A 22,850-nucleotide genomic window follows, 5' to 3' on the forward strand; every position below is an offset into this window, starting at 1 on the left:
TATAATTATTGATATCATGGTCAATCAACAATCTACATCTCACATCTTAATGATCCGGCCGGTAAATTTTGGCTTTAATGAAGAGACTGCCGGAAGCAATGCTTTTCAGAAACGAAATACCGATAAAAACAGCGCAAATGAACAGGCGCAATGGGAGTTTGATGGAATGGTGAATATACTCCGCGAAAATGGTGTGGATGTTACCGTTGTTGACGATACGCCTGATCCATACACCCCGGATTCTATATTTCCCAACAACTGGATCTCCTTTCATCACGATGGCGATATATTTTTATACCCGATGCAGGCTGAAAACCGCAGGCTTGAACGACGGGAAGACATCATTGCACAACTGGAAGATGTATTTGAGGTTAAACATATTACTGACCTGAGTGGCTTTGAACAGGAAAGCAAATTCCTGGAGGGAACCGGCAGTATGGTGCTCGACAGGGTTAGTAAAATTGCCTATGCCTGCATATCACCAAGAACCGACCGGGAAGTGCTGGCTTTATTTTGTGAACAGGCCGGCTATAAAGAAGTGAGTTTTCATGCCTACGATGAGTACCATATGGCCATTTATCACACCAACGTGTTAATGTGTATCGGCAGCGGATTTGCGGTTATTTGCCTGGACAGCATTACGGATAGCGATGAAAAGAATGCAGTAACCTCTATCCTTAAACTAACACACAAAGAGATTATCAGCATCAGTTTTGAACAAATGAACCAGTTTGCCGGCAATATGCTCGAAGTTAAAAACAAGGATGGCGAAACCTTGATCGTGATGTCGCAAAACGCATTTAATGCCCTGGATGACGAACAAAAAGGAGCGCTTGAAAAATATGGAAAATTGGTTTATGCCGATATCAACACCATTGAGACGAATGGCGGAGGAAGTGCACGATGTATGATGGCGGAAGTGCATTTACCCGAAAGTCGATAGTCGATGGTCGATAGTCGATGGTCGATAGTCCATTGTTTAACGCTGGTTTAAATCTAACAATATCTGCCATGGTCTATGGTCCATTGCCTATGGACAAAAATAAATTACATTCAGGCTAAAAATTTCTCCTAACAAATAGCCCATATTTCCATTTAAAAATTACATTTTTGGCAAAATTTTAAAAAATGCAGAGCTACGAAGAATTTCTTGACCTGAGTGTAGGTTTCCCGCAGGAAGGTTTTGAGATCATAGAAGATGAATTATACTTTCACGACCTCAATTTAATGGAAATGATTGAAACGTATGGCACTCCCCTGCGCTTCACTTATGTGCCTATTATTACCAAAAAAATCCAACAGGCTAAATTGCTTTTTCAACAGGCAATCATAAAAAACAATTATCGCGGCAGTTATAAATATTGTTATTGTACTAAAAGTTCGCATTTTAAACACGTTGTTGAAGAAGCGCTTAAAAACGAGATTCACCTCGAAACATCGTCGGCTTTTGATATGCCGATGATCGATATCCTTGAGAAAAAAGGCGCGGTTAATAAAGATGTAACAGTTATTTGTAACGGTTTTAAAACTTTTCAGTACAAAACCTATATTATTGATATGCTGCATGATGGCTTCAAAAACATCATCCCGGTACTGGATAATAAAGAGGAGTTTAACCTGTATGATGACGAGATAGAAATGGATACCCCATGTAATCTCGGTATCCGGATCGCCGCCGAAGAGCAACCCGATTCGCAGTTTTATACGTCGCGTTTAGGGGTACGTATGGAAGATATTATCGATTTCTATTATAATAAGATTGAGTCGAATCCTAATTTCCGTGTTAAGCTGCTGCATTTCTTTATCAATTCAGGGATTTCGGACACTCCTTATTACTGGAACGAGCTGGAGAAATATGTCACCCTTTATTGTAAATTTAAAAAGATAAACCCGCACCTGGATACGCTTGATATTGGCGGTGGTATGCCTTTTAAAGATTCACTGGTTTTTGATTTTGATTATGAGTATATGATCAACGAAATTGTGAGCCGGATAAAAGAGATCTGCGCTGACAATGATACCGAAGAACCTGATATCATTACTGAGTTTGGTAAATACACCGTTGCCGAAGCATCGGGTATTCTATATAAAGTATTGGGCCGTAAACAGCAAAATGACCGTGAAAAATGGCTGATGCTGGATGGTTCATTCATTACCAACCTGCCTGATGTATGGGCACTTAACCAGAAATATATTTTATTGCCAATAAACAACTGGGACTCCGAATATGAGCGGGTTAACCTTGGCGGCATCACCTGCGACGGCCAGGATTATTATAACCAGGAAGCCCATATGAATAGCGTGTTTATGCCTAAAACGCGTAAGGTGCAGTACATCGGCTTTTTTAATACCGGCGCTTACCAGGAAGTTTTAAGCGGGTATGGCGGGATCCATCATTGCCTGCTGCCTTCACCAAAACATGTGATCATCCGTCGTAACCGTGATGAGACATTCAACTTTGAAGTTTTTGGCGAGGAGCAAAACAGTAAACAAGTAATGAAATTGCTGGGATACACAACGTAGAGATTAAACTAATCTCTACGCTCAATTCATTGTTCTTTATGATAAAGGTCGCCTGCTTTGGCTGCCGATAATTTAATGCCTTTTATCATAGCAGAGCTGAAGCCATTATGTTCCATTTCATTTAAACCTGCAATGGTACATCCGCTTGGCGAGGTTACTTTATCTATTTCCTGTTCAGGGTGCGAGGAAAGCTGCAACAGCAGATCGGCAGCGCCTTTGGCAGTTTGAGCAGCCATCTTTAAAGCATCGTGTGCATGGAACCCAATTTCGGTGCCGCCTTGCGAAGCCGCACGGATTGACCGTAAAAAGAACGCTATGCCACAGGCGCAAAGCGCGGTTGCTGATGTCATCAGTTCCTCGTTGATCTGGATAGTTACGCCAACTGTTTCAAAAAACGAACGTGCAAAATTGATATTTTTAGGTGTGCCGTTATCGGTAGCAATACAGGTCATGGATTGCCCGATAGCGATGGCCGTATTGGGCATTGCCCTGATTACCTGCACATTCAGATCCAGCTGCTGGCGGATATCCGCGCAGCTAACGCCAGAAACTACAGAAATTAAAAGTTGTTTCTCCGGCCTGATGGAAGGACGGATCTCATCCAGCAGTTTATTCAATTGCTGCGGCAATACGGCCAGTACCACATAGTCGGCCTTTCTAACGGCTTTCAAATTGTTATCTGTGGTGTGGTAACCCATTTCAGCATAGGCAGACAATGCGCCAACGTTTCTGCGGGTAAGGGTAATTTGCTGGGGTTTACAAATTCCGGCTTTAACAAGGCCTTTAGCCAACGACAAGCCGATGTTACCGCTGCCCAGTATGGCAATATGCTGTTGTGAATTCATAAATAATGTTCGATTAAATTTGTACCAAATGGTTGATGTTCTTTTATGTTTCCCAGGTCGTTTGAATGGCCAATGATCACCTTTTTTACACCGCGTGCTATCGCGGTAAAAGCATTATCAAGCTTGGGCAGCATTCCGCTATGTATTACCTGTTGTTCTTTTAATTCTTCGTAATATTGGGGATCTATTTCTCTGATCAGCGATTCTTCGTCATTTATATCTTTCAATACCCCTTTCTTCTCAAAACAATAGATCAGGGTGGTATGGTAATATTTCGCCAATGCTACGGCAAGCGCAGATGCAATGGTATCGGCATTGGTGTTTAGCAACTGCCCGGCACCATCATGGGTGAGCGCACAAAAAACAGGCGTAAAACCAGCATCCATAAGGCTGATGAGATTTTGTGGCTTGATAGAATTTTCGTCGAGATCGCCAACAAAACCGTAATCAATTTTTTTTACAGGACGTTTTTTTGCCCGGATAAAATCCCCGTCGGCACCGGTAAGGCCAATGGCGTTGTTACCAAACCGCTGCAATTGAGCAACAATATTTTTGTTGATCAGACCTCCGTACACCATCGTTACCACTCTCAGGGTTTCTATATCTGTTATCCTGCGGCCATCTACCATTTTAGCCTCCACTCCTAATGTTTCCGAAAGTTGCGTTGCTACTTTGCCTCCGCCATGTACTAGTATTTTAAACCCCGGCAGTGCGGTAAAATCCTTTAAAAACGATAAAGGTTTTCCGAATTATCAATAACATTTCCACCAATTTTTATAATATACAGGTATCTATCACCTTTATTTTGCTGCTGCTTTGTCAAAACCTGGTCGATTTTATTCATATTAACCGCTTGGCAGGCAAATAAAACTGAAAAACATACGATTATATACCTGTTGCGGCTAAAAATACTAAAAAAACAGGCAAATCTTATTAAAAAATGTTAAAAACTTATAGAATTTATGATCTAATTGTTTATTTGATATTAACGCATCATCAAAAACAGGAAATCTAAAAACTGTTGTTAATCAAAATTTAATATGGGGGTCAAACTCAACGCCTTTAAAAATGTTGTCGTGTATGGATAAAGCATAAGTTTACATTTTGATTAATGAAAGTTTATGTAATATTGATTTTTTTATAAATACACATGTTTACAATTTCCCAGGATCATAAAAAAAGTCAAAAACCACGCGTAGTCATCATAGGTGGAGGATTTGGAGGGTTGACCTTAGCAAAGGCCCTAAAAAAAGCCCCTGTGGACATATTAATGCTCGACAGGCACAATTACCATACATTCCAGCCATTACTTTACCAGGTGGCTATGGGCTCACTGGAGGCAGATTCTATTGGTTTCCCTATCCGGAGGATCTTTATCAGGCAGGATAATTTTACCTTTAATATGGCTGACGTTGAAAAGATCAACCCGGAGTCAAATACACTGACTACTAACATTGGTGAGATCTGTTACGATTACCTGGTAATTGCCACCGGGTCAAACACTAACTTTTTCGGAAATAAGGAAATCGAGCACTATGCCATGCCGATGAAAAACATCCCGGAAGCTTTGAATCTGCGCAGCCTCATCCTCCAGAACCTGGAAACTGCATTGGTTACCACGGATATGAGGGAAAAGTTTGCCCTGATGACCTTTGTTGTTGTTGGCGGCGGCCCTACAGGGGTGGAACTTTGCGGCGCATTGGCCGAGATGAAGCATTTGATTTTAATGAAAGACTACCATGGCCTGAGCAAATATGATATGCGTGTTTACCTGGTAGAAGGTAAAGACAGGTTACTTGCTGCCATGTCGCCAAAGGCATCAGCAAAAGCCAAGGCGTTTCTGGAAAAAGACGGCGTAATTATTTATAACAGCGCGCATGTGCAGAGTTACGATGGCTTTTACCTTACGATAGATAACGGCAAAACCATAAAAACGCGGAATGTACTATGGGCGGCGGGTGTAAAAGGCGAAATGCCCGGGGGAATCCCGGCAGAAACGGTCTCCAAAGGGAACCGTATTTATGTGGATGAGATTAACCGCGTAAAAGGTTATGAAAATATATTTGCTATTGGTGACGTTGCTGCTATGATCAGTGCGGAATTCCCTAACGGGCATCCGGGTGTAGCCCCGGCTGCTATTCAGCAGGGTAATACACTTGCTAAAAACATTGCGCATTTGGTAAAAGGCGAAACCACTGAGCCATTTATATACTTTGATAAAGGTTCACTAGCCACCATTGGCCGCAATAAAGCTGTGGCCGACCTGGGGAAATTCCATATCCAGGGATTTTTTGCATGGGTCATCTGGAGCCTGGTACATATCCTGTCGCTGGTGGGGTTTGCCAACAAGGGAATTGTATTATTGAGGTGGGCGATTAATTATTTCACAAAAAATAGCGATAACAGGCTAATTGTCAGATATTTTAATACCGAAACCAGGATGCCGGAAGTACTGTCAAAATAACGACAAGTAATTATTAAAACAATCCCCGATTTATGCCATTACATTAACATCCTGATGTAAATAACAGCCTATGGATCTTTTTTTAATAATAGCGTTGCTGGTTGTTACCAGCGCAACTTATTCATATATCAACGCGCGGTTTATTAAACTGCCGGGCACTATTGGCATCGTTACAATCGCCATCCTGGTTTCTGTCGCCACCATTACAATCGATAAATTAGACCCGGATATTGCACATTACCTTACCATTTTAGCAAAGAATATTGATTTTTCCGGCACGGTATTGGATATCATGCTGGGTTTTTTGCTTTTTGCGGGCTCTTTTAATTCAGATTCAAAGAGATTAAGAAAGGAATTGCGCCCGGTTTTTGCCCTAAGTACCATAAGTGTTATCCTGTCTGCAGTAATTTTTGGCGCTTTATTTTTTGGCGCCGCGATGCTATTTCATATAAAAATACCATTCATCTACTGCCTTTTGTTTGGTGCGCTCATTTCGCCGACTGATCCTGTTGCGGTTGGAGCCATTATCAAAAGCTCCAGTTTGCCTCAAAACCTGGCTACGATCATTTCAGGTGAGTCGTTATTTAATGATGGCGTGGGGCTGGTGCTTTTTATTTCAATACTCGAGGTGATCAAATCAGGGGTTGATCATTTCGTATTTGCACAAACTGCATTATTATTTGTAAGGGAGGTTTTTGGCGGTCTGACGCTAGGATTAGTCTTGGGGTTCATCGCTTTTCGTTTAATGAAATCTGTTACTGATTTTCAAACCATTGTACTCATTTCCATATCGCTGGTGATGACAATTTCTGTCGTCGCGGCGTATCTGCATTTGTCAATACCCCTTGCAGCAGTTTCAGCAGGTTTATTTACCGGAAACAGAACCATAAATGCCGATGAAAAGATGCATTCGCAGGAAGCATTAGAGCGGTTTTGGCGTTTGATAGATGAAATGCTCAACACGATTTTGTTTGTGATGATCGGGTTACAGATGGTTAACCTGCCGTATATTACAAATTATTGGCTCACTGGCGGAATTGCCATCCTTTTGATATTGCCGGCCCGCTGGGTCAGCATTTTTGTTCCGGTAACCTTCCTGCACCGCACATTACATGTTAATTTTAGTAATATCAATATCCTTACCTGGGCAGGTGTCCGGGGTGGGATCTCCATTGCCCTGGCATTGTCGCTGCCATTTAGCCCATACCGGCATATTATCCTATGCGGCAGTTATTTTATCGTTATATTTTCAATCATCATCCAGGGCTTAACCCTCAATAGTTTGATTAGAAGGTCATCAAAAGCCGTGGTTACAAAATAAGAGATCGGGTTTTATAGGTCAGGGCTTTGTACCCAATGAAGCCATATAAGTGGCTACGTCCTTCTCACTGGTATTTTCTGACCGGCCTAATTCGCCGATAATGTTTTCCCGTTCAGTTTCACTCCGGTTCTGGCTTAGTTTCGCTTTGGCCTGCAGGTCGTCCACCACAATTTCAAAGGCAACGATCCCTTTCATCATGTTTTGCTTATACTTGTCAGGCAAACTTTCCCATTGCTTTAAGTATTCAGCCTCAAAATTTCGTATAGTCGCTTTCAGCAACGCGGCTTTATGCTCTTCACCCTCCAGTAATTTAAATTTCCCATAAGCGTGTACCGCTAAATAGTTCCAGGTAGGTACACTTTCAACTTTTTCGTAATGTTTTGGTGAGATGTACGCATGGGGTTCGGTAAAAATCACCAGCACTTTTGTATCTATGCTCTCTGCCGCCTGCGGGTTTGCCTTTGCAAAATGAGAACGCAGCGTTGCAATCCCATCTTTTTCTTCAACCAAAAACGGCAGATGAGTTGCAACAGGCAAACCATCTTTCACAGTTACAATCGTTGCAAAACTGTAACGCTGCATAAAAGCAATGGCTTCCTGTTGGTTTTCGAATTTATTGAAAGGGGGAATATACATTAACCGTGGTTTTAAATCAAATTACAAAAACTTTCAATTTCCTCTTTCAGTGTTGGAGGAATATCTATCCAAACCGTTTTGTCTGTAATTACTAAATGACAATTTGCTTCCTGCACTACTTTGATGATATGCTTATACCAGTCAAAATACGACCATTCCCTTGGCTTAGGAGAAAAAAGGAATAATCCTTTGTCATCCCAATGAACTTCTGTTGCAGACCTCCAGATCATTGAGAATCTTTCTTTTTCAGGAAAGATACATAGCCTTCCGGATTCGTCAATTTTTATTTCTTTTATATGATCGGTTTTCATTAAAACCGTTATTACAAACCCTCAAGCATTCGTTTTATAACCGCCTGTGCCGCCCAAACCCTGTTGCCAGCCTCATGCACAACAATGGAGCTTTCACCATCCAATATTTCTGATGATAGTTCCAAATCGCGCCTTACGGGCAGGCAGTGCATTACTTTAGCCTTGTTAGTGATCTTCAGCCTGTCGTTCGTGAGCATCCAGTCTTCGTTGCCCGGTAAAATCTGGCCATAAGGCTCGTAAGCCGACCAGTTTTTTACGTAGATAAAATCGGCATCCGCTAAAGCTTCATCCTGGTTGTGGGTAATAGTTGCGCCCTGTGTAAAATCGGCACATAGCTCATAGCCTTTTGGATGGGCTATGGTGAAATCGACATCTCCCCTGCACATCCATTCGGCAAATGAGTTGGGTACTGCTTGCGGCAATGGTTTAATGTGCGGCGCCCAGGTTAAAACAACTTTCGGGCGGGCTTTGGTTTTTAATTCTTCAATAGTGATCAGGTCGGCCAAACTTTGCAGGGGATGGCGCGTGGCCGATTCAAGGCTAACCACGGGCACCCCGCAAAATTGCACAAACTTATTGAAGATCATTTCGCTGTAATCCTCTTCCCTGTCCTTTAAGCCGGGGAATGAGCGAACACCAATGATGTCCGCATATTCGCCCATAACGGCTGCCGCTTCACGGATATGCTCAACAGTAGTGCCATTCATGATCACGTTATCGCGCAGCTCCAGGGCCCATCCCTCCTTGTCCATATTCAGCACCATTACGTTCATGCCCAGGTTAAGGGCCGCTTTTTGTGTGCTCATACGCGTACGCAGGCTTGGATTAAGGAATACAAGCGCCATTGTTTTGTTTTCGCCCAAAGCTTTAAAAGCATAAGGGAATTCTTTCAGATGCAAAGCTTCTTTTACCAGCGCTTTAACATCAGGAACATCGTGAACAGAGGAAAATAGTTTCATAGGCCCCAAACCCCTAAAGGGGCTTTAAAAATTTATATTTTATTTTACTAAAGTAGCAAATGCTTCTAAAAATCTGTCGGCATGCGCTTTGGTTAAATTCAGTGCCGGTAAAAGCCTTACCACGTTTGGTTTTGCCTCGCCGGTAAAAATATGATGCGTAAATAGTAATTCCTTACGTACATGCGCTAACTCGGCCGGTAATTCAATACCTATCATCAGGCCGCGTCCCCTCACCTCTTTTACCTTTTCGAATTTTTTAAGCTCTGTTATTAAATAGCCGCCTACTTCAGCAGCATTTTTCATTAGATTGTCCCGATCCATCACTTCCAAAACAGCTAAACCGGCAGCACAAGCCAGGTGATTTCCCCCAAAAGTGGTGCCCAGCATACCATAAGCCGGCAGGATTTTAGGCGATATAATGATCCCTCCAACCGGGAAACCATTGCCCATACCTTTCGCCATGGTATAAATATCGGCATTTACGCCTGCAAAGTCATGCGAAAAGAATTTACCGGTGCGCCCATACCCGCATTGTACCGAATCAGCTATAAAAACAGCATTATTGGCATCGCATAACGACCTTATTTTTTGCAGGAAACCTTCCGGCGCAACCTGGATCCCCCCAACGCCTTGTATGCCTTCAATGATCACAGATGAAATTTCATTTGCGGCGAATGCCTGTTCCAAAGCAAGCTCATCATTCCAGGATACAAAGATCACATTGTCTGTTTCATTTACAGGCGCAACGATCTTTGGGTTATCAGTAACTGCCACCGCTAATGAGGTGCGGCCATGAAATGCCCCGCTGAAAGCGATCACTTTCTTTTTGCCGTTATAAAATGATGCCAGTTTTAGGGCATTCTCATTTGCCTCAGCTCCTGAATTGCAAAGAAATAACTGGTAATCCTCTTTGCCGGAAACATGGCCCAGCTTCTCAGCCAGTTGTTTTTGCAAGGGGATCTCGATGGAGTTTGAATAAAACCCAATCTGGTGCAGTTGGTCTTCAAGTCGTTTAACGTAGTGCGGATTGGTGTGACCGATGGAAATAACCGCGTGGCCGCCGTAAAGGTCAAGGTACTCGGTACCTGCAGAATCATAAACAAGGCTACCAATACCTTGTATTATGTTTATTGGATTTATGGGATATACGTCGAATAGTTTCATGTATTTGGGGTAGATATTTTAATTGACCTTCTCTTTAATAAATTCGATAAGATGTTTTTTTAAGGCATGAGTTATTTCATCTATTTCTGTAGCTAAGAAAACGTCTTTATAGGCTTTAACAGTTTCATATATTATGGAACTGTATATTTTCAATTGAATCGTATAGTTGTGGTTATTGAAGTTTGCTTCTAAGCGTATTCTTAAATCAATTGGTGTTTCTGCCCCTTGCAAAGCATACATAATATGCTCCCAACTAATGGTATAAATATCCCATGTGTAAACGTCGTGACCAAAAATTTTAGTTTTTTTAGGTTCATCAGATATTTCTGTCCGCCCCAGTATGCCTTTTAATTCAAAGTTTGAAACATACCTTGTTTCAAATTGTTCATCAAGATTGTTTACACTATGAATATTTTTAGTTTCATTAAAAAGTGTATCAAAATATGTTAAAGTATTTAATACGGTATTCCAAAGTTTGGTATCTATTAGTTTAAAAGTATTGTAAACTATACCCGGCGACTTAGGTATATTTTTAGAAGAGGCTTTTCGTTTTATTAATTCTATTTCTTTTACAAAATCGTCTTCATCTTCTAATGACTCTCCCCTGGCGGCTTTAATTGCGGTTTTTAAAGACCAAACTACTTGTTCGGCTACGTAATTAATTAAAGGTCCGTAATCACCTATATCTGCAAGGTGTAACGCACGTAGGTAATTGTTCTTATCTGATGATTTGATTATTACCGGCGGATAATTATTCTTTAATAAAACATAATTCATTAACAGCCTGGATAGCCGGCCATTACCATCATCAAATGGATGAATCCGTACAAATTTATAGTGAAGTATTGTTGCCAAAGTTACCGGATGCAATGCGTGTTCTTCGTCGCGAAACCAATTTATCAGCTCTTGCATCAGTATTGGTGTTTCTACAGGCGACGCATATTCGAAAATTTCACCATTTTGCAAACGTACAGAATTCGGATATTCCTTATAATTTCCAACTTTTATCTCTCTGCGGGTGTTTTGACCGTCGGGCGTTAGGGCATCTTTCCAGTATGGGCGTACAAGAATAACTTCATTTAAGTTTTTAATTATCTGCTCTGTCAAAGGGCGTTCAATATCTTTAGCCAATTCTTCAACAAAACGGAAGGCTATATCATGCGCTTTCGTTTCTTCGTATTCGCGCATACTATGATTGCCAATTGTATCATCAAACAATAACAACAACTCTGTTTCACCATAAGTCAAAGTATTTCCCTCTATATGATTGGAATTATAGTTAAATTCTAACCTGAATTTTTTATCAAGACGACTTTTATCTTCCGGCTCTAAAGGCTGAAGAGTATTCAATGTAGCGTAAAGTTCATCTACAATGTCAAGATTGTGTTTCATATAAAGTTTAAATTACAATAATAAACAGTCAAATACTATTTATTGGCTAACCTCCTTTAAAATGCTGTGGCTTTAAGCTTTAATCCGGCATCTTCTTTTATTCCAAACATTAAGTTCATATTTTGAACCGCTTGTCCCGATGCACCTTTCAACAGATTATCTATAATGCTGACGATAAATATCTTGTTTCCATGCTTCTTTACCTGGATAAAACATTTATTCGTGTTAACTACTTGTTTTAAATTAATATCATTATGAGTTACATGAGTGAAGGGGTGCTCCTCATAATAAAAATGATATAGCTTTAACACCTCTGCTTCTGTAAGCTTATCACATTCAATATACATAGAAGCAATTATCCCTCTGGTGAAATCTCCGCGATATGGAATAAAATTAATTTCCCCCATTTTTATCTGTTTTTGCTTTTGTTGTAACGACTGACCAATTTCGTTCAGATGCTGGTGCTCAAAAGCTTTATAAACGGAGAGATTATCATTACGCCATGTGAAGTGCGTGGTTGGCGACAGGCTTTGGCCAGCCCCCGTTGACCCCGTTGTGGCAGTAATGTGTATATCATTGTTTAACAGACCACAACTTGCTAATGGCAATAAGCCCAATTGCAGGCAGGTAGCAAAACAGCCCGGATTGGCAATATTGTTGGCTTCTTTAATGGCACCGCGGTTTAATTCGGGCAGGCCGTAAACAAAGCTTTTGGTTTTATGCTTAGCATTTTGACTTAAGCGAAAATCCTGGCTTAAATCAATGATCCTGATATGATCAGGGATCGGGTTGGCATCTAAAAACTTTTTAGCATCGCCATGTCCTACACATAAAAACAATACGTCAATATTATAAGCCAGTTCAGCTGCGAATTTAAGGTCGGTGTCACCAAAAAGATCGGCATGCACTTCGTAAACATGCTTGCCTGCACTGCTGGTGCTGTGCACAAATGCCAGGTTAACATCCGGATGGTTGATCAGGATCCTTAACATTTCGCCACCGGTATAACCGGCGCCACCAACAATCCCTGCCTGTATCTTAGCCCCCCGGCCCCCTAAAGGGGGAGTTTTTTCAGCAATAATTTTATTTAAAGTATCCATCGGTTTCCGTTTGCGTTGTTAAACTCCCCCTTTAGGGGGTTGGGGGGTATTTACCTTATGGTAGATCATCACCTGGTTGCCAAATATTTTCGAGAAACCTTTAACGTCATCGCCTGACCACGTGTTATTCATTTCGCCGTAGCTGCCAAATTTGTTCGACATCAGGTCATGTGACGATTCGATACCAACCACCTGGAAACGATATGGGTTCAATTGAACAAATACTTTGCCGCTTACGGTGTGCTGGGTATCGGTTAAAAATGCTTCGATATTGCGCATAATCGGGTCGTGGAATTGCCCCTCATGAAGCCAGTTGCCGTAAAAGCTGGAAAGCTGGTCTTTCCATGATAACTGCCATTTGGTTAAAACGTGTTTTTCTAAGGTATGATGTGCCTTAATGATGATCAGCGGCGCTGCTGCTTCAAAACCAACGCGACCTTTAATGCCTATAATAGTATCGCCTACGTGGATATCCCTGCCAATACCATAAGGCTGTGCTATGGCCTGCAAAGCCTGGATTGCTTTAGTAGGGTGACTGAATATTTCACCGTCGATGCCGATCAGTTCGCCTTTTTCAAAAACCAGCTCGAGGTTCCGGGTAGCTGTTGAGGTAACCTGGGTTGGCCATGCCTCTTCAGGTAAACCTAAATTAGATGTCAGCGTTTCTTTACCGCCTACGGATGTACCCCATATGCCCTTATTGATTGAATATTTAGCTTTTTCGAAGTTCATATCCACACCATGTTCCTTTAAATACTGGATCTCAGCTTCGCGGCTTAATTTAAGGTCGCGGATCGGTGTGATGATCTGTACATCAGGTACCAGGATATTAAAGATCATATCAAACCGCACCTGGTCGTTTCCGGCGCCCGTGCTGCCGTGGGCAACAAATTCAGCGCCGATCTCTTTGGCATAATTGGCAATAGCCGTAGCCTGGCTTACCCGCTCGGCGCTTACTGATAATGGATAGGTATTGTTTTTAAGTACGTTACCGTAAATAAGGTAGCGGACACAGGTATTGTAAAAGTTCTCCGTTTCGTCAACCACATGGTGCGATGTTACGCCCATTTTATAGGCGCGTTCCTCAACGTTTTTTAGTTCTTCTTCGCTAAAACCGCCTGTATTTACGATGACAGAATGAACTTCGTACCCTAAATCCCGGGTTAAGTAGATGCAGCAAAATGATGTATCCAATCCACCGCTATAGGCTAAAACAACCTTTTTTTTCATTTTATTTTTTATTTATCAAGGGACGTGAAGCATCACGTCTCTACGTTCATTTAATATATTTTTAATTCCTGGCTGAAGCTTTTTATCGCGTTTTCAATCCGCTGAAACAAGGTTGCCTTGCGCGACATGTCTTTTGATTTTTCTTCCAGTTGTTTTGCTTTTTCAACAGGATCGAACAACATGGCGGTACACATACAGTTTTTACGGCCCTTGCTCATCAGGATATCATAATTCACACAGCTTTTGCAGCCGGCCCAAAAATCCTCGTCCTGGGTAAGTTCCGAATAAGTTACAGGTTCATATCCGAGTTCCGAGTTGATTTTCATTACGGCGAGCCCGGTAGTTAATCCGAAGATCTTGGCATCCGGGTATTTTTTCCTGGAGAGTTTGAAAATATTCTCTTTGATGGCCTTGGCAAGGCCTGCCTTCCTGAACTGGGGGTTTACGATCAGCCCCGAATTGGCCACGAAATCACCGTGGCTCCAGGTTTCAATGTAGCAGAAACCGGCCCAGGTACCATCCTTGTGAAAAGCGATCACTGCTTTTCCTTCCAGCATTTTATTTGCCACGTACTCCGGCGAACGCTGGGCTATACCAGTGCCGCGCGCCTTTGCCGACTCGGCCATTTCATCACAGATCTGCTGGGCATAATCAACGTGTTGTCCGCTTGCAACCTGTATATCAAAATCTTGTATGGTCATTGAAATAGAAAAATTACCGTTAAATCATTTGCCGTAACCGGCGTTAATAAACTGATGATCTTTTGTTTGGAGTATAAACGCAAAATAACACGGTTATACATAGGGTTGACGATAAGAATAAATCAAGCCCGGGGCATGTAGGGCCTTCGTCGTGAAGGAGAAAATATAGCAACTGTTAAAACCCAGGCAGCAGCAACCGGGGCGAATATTACCCTGGTAATTGGCTTATTTAAGCTTTGCTGGTTCATTTTAGCGGTGTTATTGTTGTTTTTTAAATTTTGTGCAAAGTATCACATTAATTTTTACTTATGCAAGGGAAATATGAATTGTTTGGATTGTTGTTAGGTTGATAGGTTGGAAAGTTGCAATGTTATGATTTATCGTTGTTGAAGGTTGTTTATCGTTCTAACATTAAAACAACATTACAACCTTTCAACATTACAACTTTTCAACCTTCCCTACTATATCCCCAATAATCATATCGGCATGGATGCGTGAGTTTTCAATGAACCATAAATGGGTGTCCATCCCTCCCACCACCACACCTGCGAGGTATAAGCCGGCTACGTTTGTTTCCATGGTTGTATGATTGTATTCAGGGACGAACCGATCTTCGGATAATTTGATCCCTATCTTCTTCAAAAATTCAAAGTTTGGCTGGTAGCCGGTCATCGCCATTACAAAATCGTTGGGAATAGTTACTAAACCTTCCGGCGTTTCAATATCGACCTCATATTGCCTGATGGCCTTTAAATTGGATTTGAAATAGGCTTTGATGCTGCCTTCTTTGATTCGGTTCATGATATCGGGCCTGATCCAGTATTTAACACGTTCACCTACATCCGCCCCGCGGATCACCAGGGTAACTTCGGCGCCTTTGCGGTAAGTTTCCAATGCTACATCAATAGCTGAATTGCTTGACCCTACAACCACCACCTTTTGCAGGGCATAATAATTCGGATCCTGGTAGTAGTGTTTTACTTTTGGCAGGTCTTCGCCCGGAATGTTCAGTTTTACAGGGATATCATAAAAACCTGTAGATATGATCACGTTTTTAGCCCGGTAGCTTGCCTTTGCAGTGGTAATAATAAAACTACCATCTTCTTTTTTACCCCCGTAACTTCCTCAAAAAGGTTGACAGGCAAATGGTTTGAAGTGGCTACCCTGCGGTAATATTCCAGCGCTTCGGCGCGCACCGGCTTATAACTGTTGGTAACAAAAGGGACGCCGCCGATCTCCAGTTTTTCCGAAGTGGAAAAAAAAGTCATGGTGGAAGGGTAATTGTAGAGTGAATTGACGAGGCAGCCTTTTTCAACAATAACAAAACTAAGGCCTGCCTTTTGTGCTGCAAGTCCGCAAGCAATACCAATTGGGCCGCCGCCTATGATGAGAATATCAAGCATTATTTACAGTAAAAGATGTATCAGCGAAGATAGGCAGATTTTGGGGGATCTGAGGTCAGGGATTTGTTATAATAGATGCGTTTCCGGATGTTATTAATGCTTGATTACTATATTCATCAAGAATATCCAAAAGTACATCTCCATTTACCCTGATCATATCTACATTGATTTTAAAGGGTTCGCTCATTAGCTTTTTTATAAACCTTTTTAAAGGGTTCTGAATATTCGCAAGGTATTCCTTTGGGTTACCAACTTTGATATACAGGTAGGCATTTGCTTCGTCGATTGATATGATGTCTTTCCACAGGTATTTAATATTGTCAGCCAGGTCATAAATACCGGATTCGTTAACAACCAGGATAGGCTTGCGAAAAATTACAAAATTGAAGTATTTGCGATAATTCAGCAAACGTGTAAAACCGATCGCCAGCCAAATAAGATAGATGTAACGAAAACCAGCGTAGCGGAAGTCGCCGTAAAAAGAACAATAAAACGCCATCACAAATGCGAAACCAATAAAGAACATATTCATTACAAAAATGCTGCTGATGCGTGTATCAAATTCCATCTTTTATTATTGTTTCGTTACTTAATTAAGATTTTCTATGCCTTCCGCTTTGATGCTGTAGTCATTTAGTGCATCCACAAATTGATCGTATTTATCCCATCCAAAGTTAACCATACTCAGATCGATAAAATAGGAATCGTTCGGCTTTGGCTTTCTTTTAATGATCGATTGTAAAAACTTCTCAATAGGGGTTGTAATAGTTCGGGGGTATATTTTAGGTTCGTACAAGTAGATTTGCAGGAGATCACGTGGCCCGGTTGCAACTATGTCTTCAATATCCGTCCAATAATATTTTCTGTCATTAAAATGGTCAAAAATGTAAGATTCATTAATTGTTAGCATGGGTTTGTTGATAACATAATAGGCAATATGCTTGACCAGGAAAGGCCCGATAAAAAACAACAACAAAAACAAGTTTAAACAAATTGCTATTATATCGTTTTTCTGATGCCGAAAAAACCGATCTGAATAAACAAATGAGTTTAAAATAAAAAAAACAAGATATAGTAAAACTTATTACCGAATTTGAAGTGATAGGTCATCGTTTTAGAGATAAGGTATTTTCTGAATCTTCTGCATCAATGCTAAAATCATCCATAACCTCTAACAAGTTGTTAAGATTTGCCTTTATAAAGTTTGCATTAATTTTAAAAATATTATTTTTATCATAAGGTTTTCTCAGCAACTTGCTAAAAAAATTATCTCTTTTACTCACCGCGTGATCGACATATTTTATTGGATCGAACAGCGTTATGCGCAAATACCCTTTTTCTTCACGTATACCTTCTATGTCCTTCCAATAAAACTTTATATCTGAAACAAAATCATATACATATTCGTCATTAACGATGAGAATTGGCTTATTAATAAATACCGATAAAAAAATCCTATAATTCATCGAACAGACCAGAAGAGTCAGGATTGCGAATAAAACAATTAGGAAATAATAATCCTGATGGCTTAAGACGGCATTGAAATATAAAGGTATCATCAAAATTGCAGGCCAAAGCAGCCTATGCAAGATAAAGTATAAAATGCTAGCCTTAAATTCCATTTGGTGACAGGTTTACCAAAACTAATTAATTAGCCGGGTAAATGCAAATGACTAACGGCTAATGGCAAAACTCAATTTATTACTCCAAATAATAATGCCTGATCCTTTCCAACCCTTCATCCAGTTCGTAAATTAAAGGTGTTCCTGTCGGGATGTCGAGCTTAGTAACTTCTTCATCTGTTAGGTGATCAATGTATTGCACCAAGGCCCTCAGGCTGTTGCCATGCGCGCAAACAATTACTTTTTGGTTTTTACGGATAGCCGGCACAATAAATTCATTCCAGAAAGGCAGCACTCTTTCCATGGTCTCTTTCAGGTTCTCCGTTAATGGCAGTTCCCTTTCGGTAAGGTGTTTGTAACGGGCATCTTTACCCGGGTACCTGTCATCTTTTTTGGTTACCGCCGGGGGGAGTTCATGCGGGTCGCGGCGCCATTTTTGTACCAGGTCTGCGCCATATTTGGCAGCAGTTTCGGCTTTGTTCAATCCTTGTAAGGCCCCATAAAACCGCTCATTCAGTCGCCACGATTTTTGAACAGGGATCCACAATTCATCCAGTTCTTCCAATACGATATCAAGCGTTTTAATCGCTCTTTTTAATACGGAGGTATAGCCTGCATCAAAACTATAGCCGTGTGCTTTTAAAAGCTGACCTGCTTTATGGGCCTGTTCTATACCCGCTTCAGAAAGGTCAACATCTGTCCAGCCTGTAAACCTGTTTTCTTTATTCCAGATGCTCTCGCCGTGGCGCAGCAATACTAATTTTTGCATAGTGCAGTATGTTTCTGCTAATCTACTGAACGCTTTACAAAAAATTTGGTAAATGTGCCGATAACAATTAAATTGCGTTAAAAACCAATTAACCCTTTAAAAATCATGATTCCAACTACTCCTGTTCCCGCAAAGGATGGCATTGCCAACCCTGCGCCGCTCGGCCTTTGCGCCTTCGGTATGACCACTGTTTTACTGAACCTGCACAATGCCGGTTTCTTTGAATTGAACACCATGATCCTTGCCATGGGCATTTTTTATGGCGGCCTGGCCCAGGTAATTGCCGGTGTTATTGAATCAAAAAAAACAACACATTTGGGCTCACCGCTTTTACCTCCTACGGTTTTTTCTGGCTCTCTCTTGCCGGCCTCATCCTGATGGGCAAGTGGGGCTGGTTTACAGCACCGTCTGACGGGGCTATGGCCGCTTACCTTGGCATATGGGGGCTTTTTACGTTAGGTCTTTTCTTTGGCACGTTAAAATTAACCCGGGCTTTACAAATCGTTTTTGGTACGCTGGTGATCCTGTTCTTTTTATTGGCGGCGGAGCATGCTACCGGTAATGAAAGTATTGGTAAATTTGCGGGATACGAAGGCTTGGTTTGCGGTTTCTCAGCCATTTATGCCGGCATCGCCACTGTTTTGAATGATGTTTACGGAAAAACCGTACTTCCTTTAGGTTAGAAAAACTGCCCGGACACGATTTTTAGGATTTTTATGCTGATTATGGTAATAGTTTATCATGTTTGCACAAATTTTAAGATTTTTTAATTCGTTAAAATCCTACAAATCGTGTTATGAGAGATTTTAAAAAATATTACCACATTACCGCCCCGCCGGAGGAAGTTTATATTGCTTTAACCAACCCGTTTACTATTGAGCTGTGGACCGGGGAGCCTGCAGAAATGTCAACGGAGCCTGGTTCGGAGTTTTCCATGTGGGAAGGCAGTATCGTAGGCAAAAACCTTGAATTTGAAGAAGGAAAAAAGCTGGTGCAGCAATGGTATTTTGACGGGCAGCCCGAACCATCAATCGTCACCATAAAATTACATCCTGAGAAAGGCGGTACCTCCGTCGAGCTGAAGCACACCAATATCCCCGATATTGAATACAAAGGCTTTGCCGAAGGCTGGGACAATAGCTATTTCGCTTCTCTTGCAGAGTTTTTTGATGAGAAGGATTAGTGTTGGAGATTAGAGATATGTGATTAGAGATTAGGAAGAAATAAAAAACACGAAGCTTATTTCACTTCGTGTTTTTTTGTGGTTTTGTTTATAATCGGCTAACCATATAGGCCAACGGTATTAAAACTAATACAAGGAAAACTCAACCCTGCGGTTTTGCTGACGTCCGGCAGCAGTTTTGTTGGTAGCGATAGGATTCGCTTTTCCGTGGCCCTCTGCCTGTATTTTTCCGGCATCTGCACCTTTGCTTACCAAATAAGTTTTAATAGCTTCAGCACGATCATGTGAAAGCCTGAGGTTATACGCTACCGAACCCACATTGTCGGTATAGCCGGCTAATTTTAAATTAAAACCTTTATTCTTTAACAACTCAGCCAACTGATCTAAACTCGCAAACGAATGTTCGCGGATAGTTGCTTTGTTAAAATCAAATTCAAGATTTCTTACAGCCTCATTCACTACCCTTTTGTCCTCTTCAGTCACGTACACTTTGGTTTCTGATTTTACAACAGGCAGCGCACAGCCTGATCCGTCAACTTTTGTTCCGGCCGGCGTGTTGGGGCATTTATCAAAGGCATCCGGTACACCATCGCCATCACTGTCTTGAGTTAATTTGGCCAGGTTAGCATTGGTAGCATTTAAATCATTTCTTAACTGTTCGTTTTTAGCTTTTTCTGCGTCAATCTGGCTTTGTAATTGATTTTTGGTTTGTTCATTTTCCCACATATACTCGTGCCTCATGGATGAAACCGGGTTATGCGTTGCTAATTGTGGTTTTGAGCGATGCCCCAGGGCAAACTCCAGGCCAATATGTGCATAGGAAAATCTATCATTTGTGGATCCGTAATTGTTGCCATCAACATTATCTGAATAAACAAAATTTACCTGGTAACCCAAATCGATATTTACACCCGGCGATACGTTAAATTTTAACCCTGCACCTACTGGTAAATAAAGTTCACTTATTGAACCATTATTGTCTGTCTTAAAATTCGATACCGAACCATCAGTATAAGTTAAAACGGGTTTATATCCCATGGTACCTACCCCCACTGTAAAATAAGGCTGGATAGCTGTTTTTTTATAATGCCAGTTGATATTCGCAAGCGTATAATTCGCGCTTAAACTTGCGGCATATTGAATTTTTGTATCATAACTTTTAAAGCCTGGACTATTGGGGTTCGGGTGATCTGCAGAAAGTTTGCCGGCAAAAAAATCAGCCTGTATGCCAAAAGATGGTAATATTTGTTTTTTGATGTAGGCGCCGTAACCTAATTCTGCGTTCGGCGATGTAAAATCCTGTTTACGGTTCGAGCCGAAAATGGTGTAAGGTGTTAGTACCCCGCCCGAAACACCGATAGACCAGGTACGGAAGGCGTTGTCGCCCGAAAAAGGTTTAACATAGTCTGTTGATACATGTGAAGTGTCGGTAGATTGAGCGAATAGCTTACCGCCCATCAATATCCCTGTAAATAAGAGGGAAGCTTTTTTTAAATTTGATTTCATAGTTGAACTTTTAAGAGTATGTTTCGTTTAAAACACACCCCCGGAAGTCAACTTTGATGCCATACAGGCAATAAACTGCAATTAATTGTCAGCGTTGCACTATATGAATAGGTTTATTCAGCCTAATTTCTCCCTTAAACAGCTGATAAACAATACCCACGACTTACCCCCGGGGATTGCCGTGCTGATATTAGCGCTATCCATAAATACGCCGGAAACCAAGTGGCTTAAATGGTCTTAAAAATATACAGTTTACCATTATTGTGCATTAAAAAGGTGAATGATAATTAGTACCATTCACCATTTTTAATATTATCGTTAGCTGTAACTGTGCTTAATATAGTGAAAACTCCACCCGCCGGTTTAACTTGCGGCCTGTGGCTGTTTTATTTGAAGCGATAGGATTTGCTTTTCCATAACCTTCCGTCTGGATCGATGCGGGATCAGCTCCTTTGCTCACAAGGTACATCTTGATCGCCTCGGCCCTGTCTTTTGAAAGTTTAAGATTTAATGCAGCTGATCCCGTGGCATCCGTATACCCGGCCAGTTTTAAATGATATTTCTTGTCTTTCAGCAGTTTTGCTAACTTATCCAAACTTTGGTATGAAGCATCGCTCAGCATCGAAGTGCCCGAGGCAAACTGCAGGTTCTGGATTGCTTCATTAACTACGCTTTTGTCGGCTTCAGTAATAATTATCTTTTCTTCAGGTTTAACTACCGGCAACGGGCAACCTGCCCCGTCAACTTTTATACCGGCAGGTGTATTGGGGCATTTATCATAAAAATCAGGCACACCGTCTCCATCACTATCTGTTGTAAGTTGTGTAAGTTTTGTATTTTGGGCAAGCACCTGTTGCTGCAAAGCCTGGTTCCGGTTTTTTTCCGAATCTATCAGCGCTTTAAACTCATCCCTTGCATTTTGTATCCCCGACAAATATTCCTGTCGCATAGATGAAACCGGATTGTGGGCTGCAAGCTGCGGTTTTGACTTTTTACCGATTGCAAATTCAAGCCCTATGTGTGCGTAGGAGAATTTGTCGTTTGTATTACCATATTTGTAGCCGTCGAAATTACCTGAATAAACAAAATTTACCTGGTAAGCAAGTTCCAGGTTAATACCTTTGGCGATATCAAATTTAAACCCGGCCCCTATGGGAACATATAATTCATTGAGGTTTGGTTTGTTTTTATTGAAATCAACTACCACACCTGCACTTGTTGTTAATACCGGTTTATAGTTCATTAAACCTACGCCGGCGGTAATAAATGGCTGTACTGTGCTTTTAACAACGTGCCAATTGATGTTAGCCAATGTAAAATTTGTACTTAAACTACCCGCATAATTAATGGCGGTTGTAAAACTTTTATAGGGTGAAATTCCTGCTGGGTTAAGCTGGGCATTATCGCCATTTAATTTTCCCATCATGAAATCGGCCTGCAAACCGAATGATGGTAATAGTTGTTTTTTGATATACCCACCATAACCATATTGAACATTTGCAACCGTAAACCCAAGTTGGCTGTTGGAAGAGGTAATTACCGAAGTACTCATTAGTCCTGCATGAATCCCGACAGACCAGCTACGAAATGCAGCGCCACCGGAAAATGGCCGGATATAATCGGTATTTAAGGCTAATGAATCTGTATTTTGGGCGAATAGCCCAGCGAAGTTTAATGTAAAAATCAGCAGTAATAGTGTTCTTTTTAAATTTATAGCCATG

General features: G+C 41.3%; 20 protein-coding genes and 3 pseudogenes. 6 read left to right on the plus strand and 17 right to left on the minus strand.

Going from position 1 to position 22,850, the window contains the following annotated elements:
• The first annotated feature begins 16 nt into the window (after positions 1–16).
• Positions 17–943, plus strand: coding sequence for a citrulline utilization hydrolase CtlX (gene ctlX, locus MgSA37_RS14125; RefSeq protein WP_232010864.1), 927 nt, complete (start codon positions 17–19; stop codon positions 941–943).
• 185 nt (positions 944–1,128) lie between these two features.
• Positions 1,129–2,523 (plus strand): arginine decarboxylase, encoded by a 1,395-nt coding sequence (locus MgSA37_RS14130; RefSeq protein ID WP_096352776.1) that lies wholly within the window; start codon positions 1,129–1,131, stop codon positions 2,521–2,523.
• 26 nt (positions 2,524–2,549) lie between these two features.
• On the opposite strand, the gene proC is transcribed toward MgSA37_RS14130, so the two are convergent.
• Together proC and argB are read right to left on the minus strand one after the other, a co-directional pair.
• Positions 2,550–3,368, minus strand: coding sequence for a pyrroline-5-carboxylate reductase (gene proC / locus MgSA37_RS14135; RefSeq protein ID WP_096352778.1), 819 nt, complete (start codon positions 3,366–3,368; stop codon positions 2,550–2,552).
• A pseudogene (gene argB / locus MgSA37_RS14140) lies at positions 3,365–4,212 on the minus strand (acetylglutamate kinase). The gene proC and the pseudogene argB overlap by 4 nt, the downstream one beginning before the upstream one ends.
• A 306-nt stretch (positions 4,213–4,518) precedes the next feature.
• Here argB and MgSA37_RS14145 point away from each other — a divergent pair.
• The gene (locus tag MgSA37_RS14145; protein WP_096352779.1) at positions 4,519–5,832 is read left to right on the plus strand and encodes an NAD(P)/FAD-dependent oxidoreductase; all 1,314 of its coding nucleotides are present in this window, start codon (positions 4,519–4,521) and stop codon (positions 5,830–5,832) included.
• Positions 5,833–5,902: 70 nt separating this feature from the next.
• Entirely contained in the window at positions 5,903–7,153 is a 1,251-nt protein-coding gene (locus MgSA37_RS14150; RefSeq protein ID WP_096352781.1) for a cation:proton antiporter, read from the plus strand.
• Positions 7,154–7,171: 18 nt separating this feature from the next.
• On the opposite strand, the gene MgSA37_RS14155 is transcribed toward MgSA37_RS14150, so the two are convergent.
• The 13 genes and pseudogenes from MgSA37_RS14155 to gpmA all read right to left on the minus strand — a co-directional run bounded on the left by MgSA37_RS14155 (position 7,172) and on the right by gpmA (position 18,440).
• Positions 7,172–7,789, minus strand: coding sequence for an FMN-binding negative transcriptional regulator (locus MgSA37_RS14155; RefSeq protein WP_096352782.1), 618 nt, complete (start codon positions 7,787–7,789; stop codon positions 7,172–7,174).
• Positions 7,790–7,800: 11 nt separating this feature from the next.
• The gene (locus MgSA37_RS14160; RefSeq protein ID WP_096352784.1) at positions 7,801–8,100 is read right to left on the minus strand and encodes a hypothetical protein; all 300 of its coding nucleotides are present in this window, start codon (positions 8,098–8,100) and stop codon (positions 7,801–7,803) included.
• Positions 8,101–8,111: 11 nt separating this feature from the next.
• A complete protein-coding gene (locus MgSA37_RS14165) occupies positions 8,112–9,059 on the minus strand; it encodes a Rossmann-fold NAD(P)-binding domain-containing protein (RefSeq protein WP_096352785.1) in 948 nt (315 codons plus the stop codon).
• 39 nt (positions 9,060–9,098) lie between these two features.
• Positions 9,099–10,223 (minus strand): aspartate aminotransferase family protein, encoded by a 1,125-nt coding sequence (locus MgSA37_RS14170; RefSeq protein ID WP_096352787.1) that lies wholly within the window; start codon positions 10,221–10,223, stop codon positions 9,099–9,101.
• Between the two features lie 18 nt (positions 10,224–10,241).
• Entirely contained in the window at positions 10,242–11,615 is a 1,374-nt protein-coding gene (locus MgSA37_RS14175; protein ID WP_096352788.1) for a Fic family protein, read from the minus strand.
• A 56-nt stretch (positions 11,616–11,671) separates the two neighbouring features.
• Positions 11,672–12,715, minus strand: a complete 1,044-nt coding sequence (gene argC / locus MgSA37_RS14180; RefSeq protein ID WP_096352790.1) for an N-acetyl-gamma-glutamyl-phosphate reductase — start codon at positions 12,713–12,715, stop codon at positions 11,672–11,674.
• A gap of 18 nt (positions 12,716–12,733) precedes the next feature.
• The gene (gene argG / locus MgSA37_RS14185) at positions 12,734–13,945 is read right to left on the minus strand and encodes an argininosuccinate synthase (protein WP_096352791.1); all 1,212 of its coding nucleotides are present in this window, start codon (positions 13,943–13,945) and stop codon (positions 12,734–12,736) included.
• Positions 13,946–13,995: 50 nt separating this feature from the next.
• Complete coding sequence (locus MgSA37_RS14190; RefSeq protein ID WP_096352793.1) at positions 13,996–14,646, minus strand: N-acetyltransferase; 651 nt, start codon at positions 14,644–14,646, stop codon at positions 13,996–13,998.
• Positions 14,647–15,084: 438 nt separating this feature from the next.
• A pseudogene (locus MgSA37_RS29755) lies at positions 15,085–16,049 on the minus strand (YpdA family putative bacillithiol disulfide reductase).
• A 55-nt stretch (positions 16,050–16,104) separates the two neighbouring features.
• Positions 16,105–16,617, minus strand: coding sequence for an STM3941 family protein (locus MgSA37_RS14200; protein ID WP_096352794.1), 513 nt, complete (start codon positions 16,615–16,617; stop codon positions 16,105–16,107).
• A gap of 21 nt (positions 16,618–16,638) precedes the next feature.
• Positions 16,639–16,959 (minus strand): hypothetical protein, encoded by a 321-nt coding sequence (locus MgSA37_RS14205; protein WP_157750576.1) that lies wholly within the window; start codon positions 16,957–16,959, stop codon positions 16,639–16,641.
• 196 nt (positions 16,960–17,155) lie between these two features.
• Complete coding sequence (locus MgSA37_RS14210) at positions 17,156–17,671, minus strand: hypothetical protein (RefSeq protein WP_096352797.1); 516 nt, start codon at positions 17,669–17,671, stop codon at positions 17,156–17,158.
• Between the two features lie 79 nt (positions 17,672–17,750).
• Positions 17,751–18,440: a 2,3-diphosphoglycerate-dependent phosphoglycerate mutase gene (gene gpmA / locus MgSA37_RS14215; protein WP_096352799.1), complete on the minus strand. Its 690-nt coding sequence runs from the start codon at positions 18,438–18,440 to the stop codon at positions 17,751–17,753.
• A 180-nt stretch (positions 18,441–18,620) separates the two neighbouring features.
• Between gpmA and MgSA37_RS14220 the strand changes: the two are divergent.
• Positions 18,621–19,123: pseudogene (locus MgSA37_RS14220) on the plus strand (acetate uptake transporter).
• Between the two features lie 113 nt (positions 19,124–19,236).
• Complete coding sequence (locus MgSA37_RS14225; RefSeq protein ID WP_096352800.1) at positions 19,237–19,623, plus strand: SRPBCC domain-containing protein; 387 nt, start codon at positions 19,237–19,239, stop codon at positions 19,621–19,623.
• Between the two features lie 126 nt (positions 19,624–19,749).
• Here the strand turns inward: MgSA37_RS14225 and MgSA37_RS14230 are convergent, their stop codons facing one another.
• Both MgSA37_RS14230 and MgSA37_RS14235 read right to left on the minus strand, forming a co-directional pair.
• On the minus strand, positions 19,750–21,129 hold the full coding sequence (locus MgSA37_RS14230; protein WP_096352802.1) for an OmpA family protein: 1,380 nt from the start codon (positions 21,127–21,129) through the stop codon (positions 19,750–19,752).
• Between the two features lie 334 nt (positions 21,130–21,463).
• The gene (locus MgSA37_RS14235) at positions 21,464–22,849 is read right to left on the minus strand and encodes an OmpA family protein (RefSeq protein WP_096352803.1); all 1,386 of its coding nucleotides are present in this window, start codon (positions 22,847–22,849) and stop codon (positions 21,464–21,466) included.
• Between the last annotated feature and the right edge of the window lies 1 nt (position 22,850).

The organism is Mucilaginibacter gotjawali, assembly GCF_002355435.1.
GTDB classification, from domain to species: Bacteria; Bacteroidota; Bacteroidia; order Sphingobacteriales; family Sphingobacteriaceae; genus Mucilaginibacter; species Mucilaginibacter gotjawali.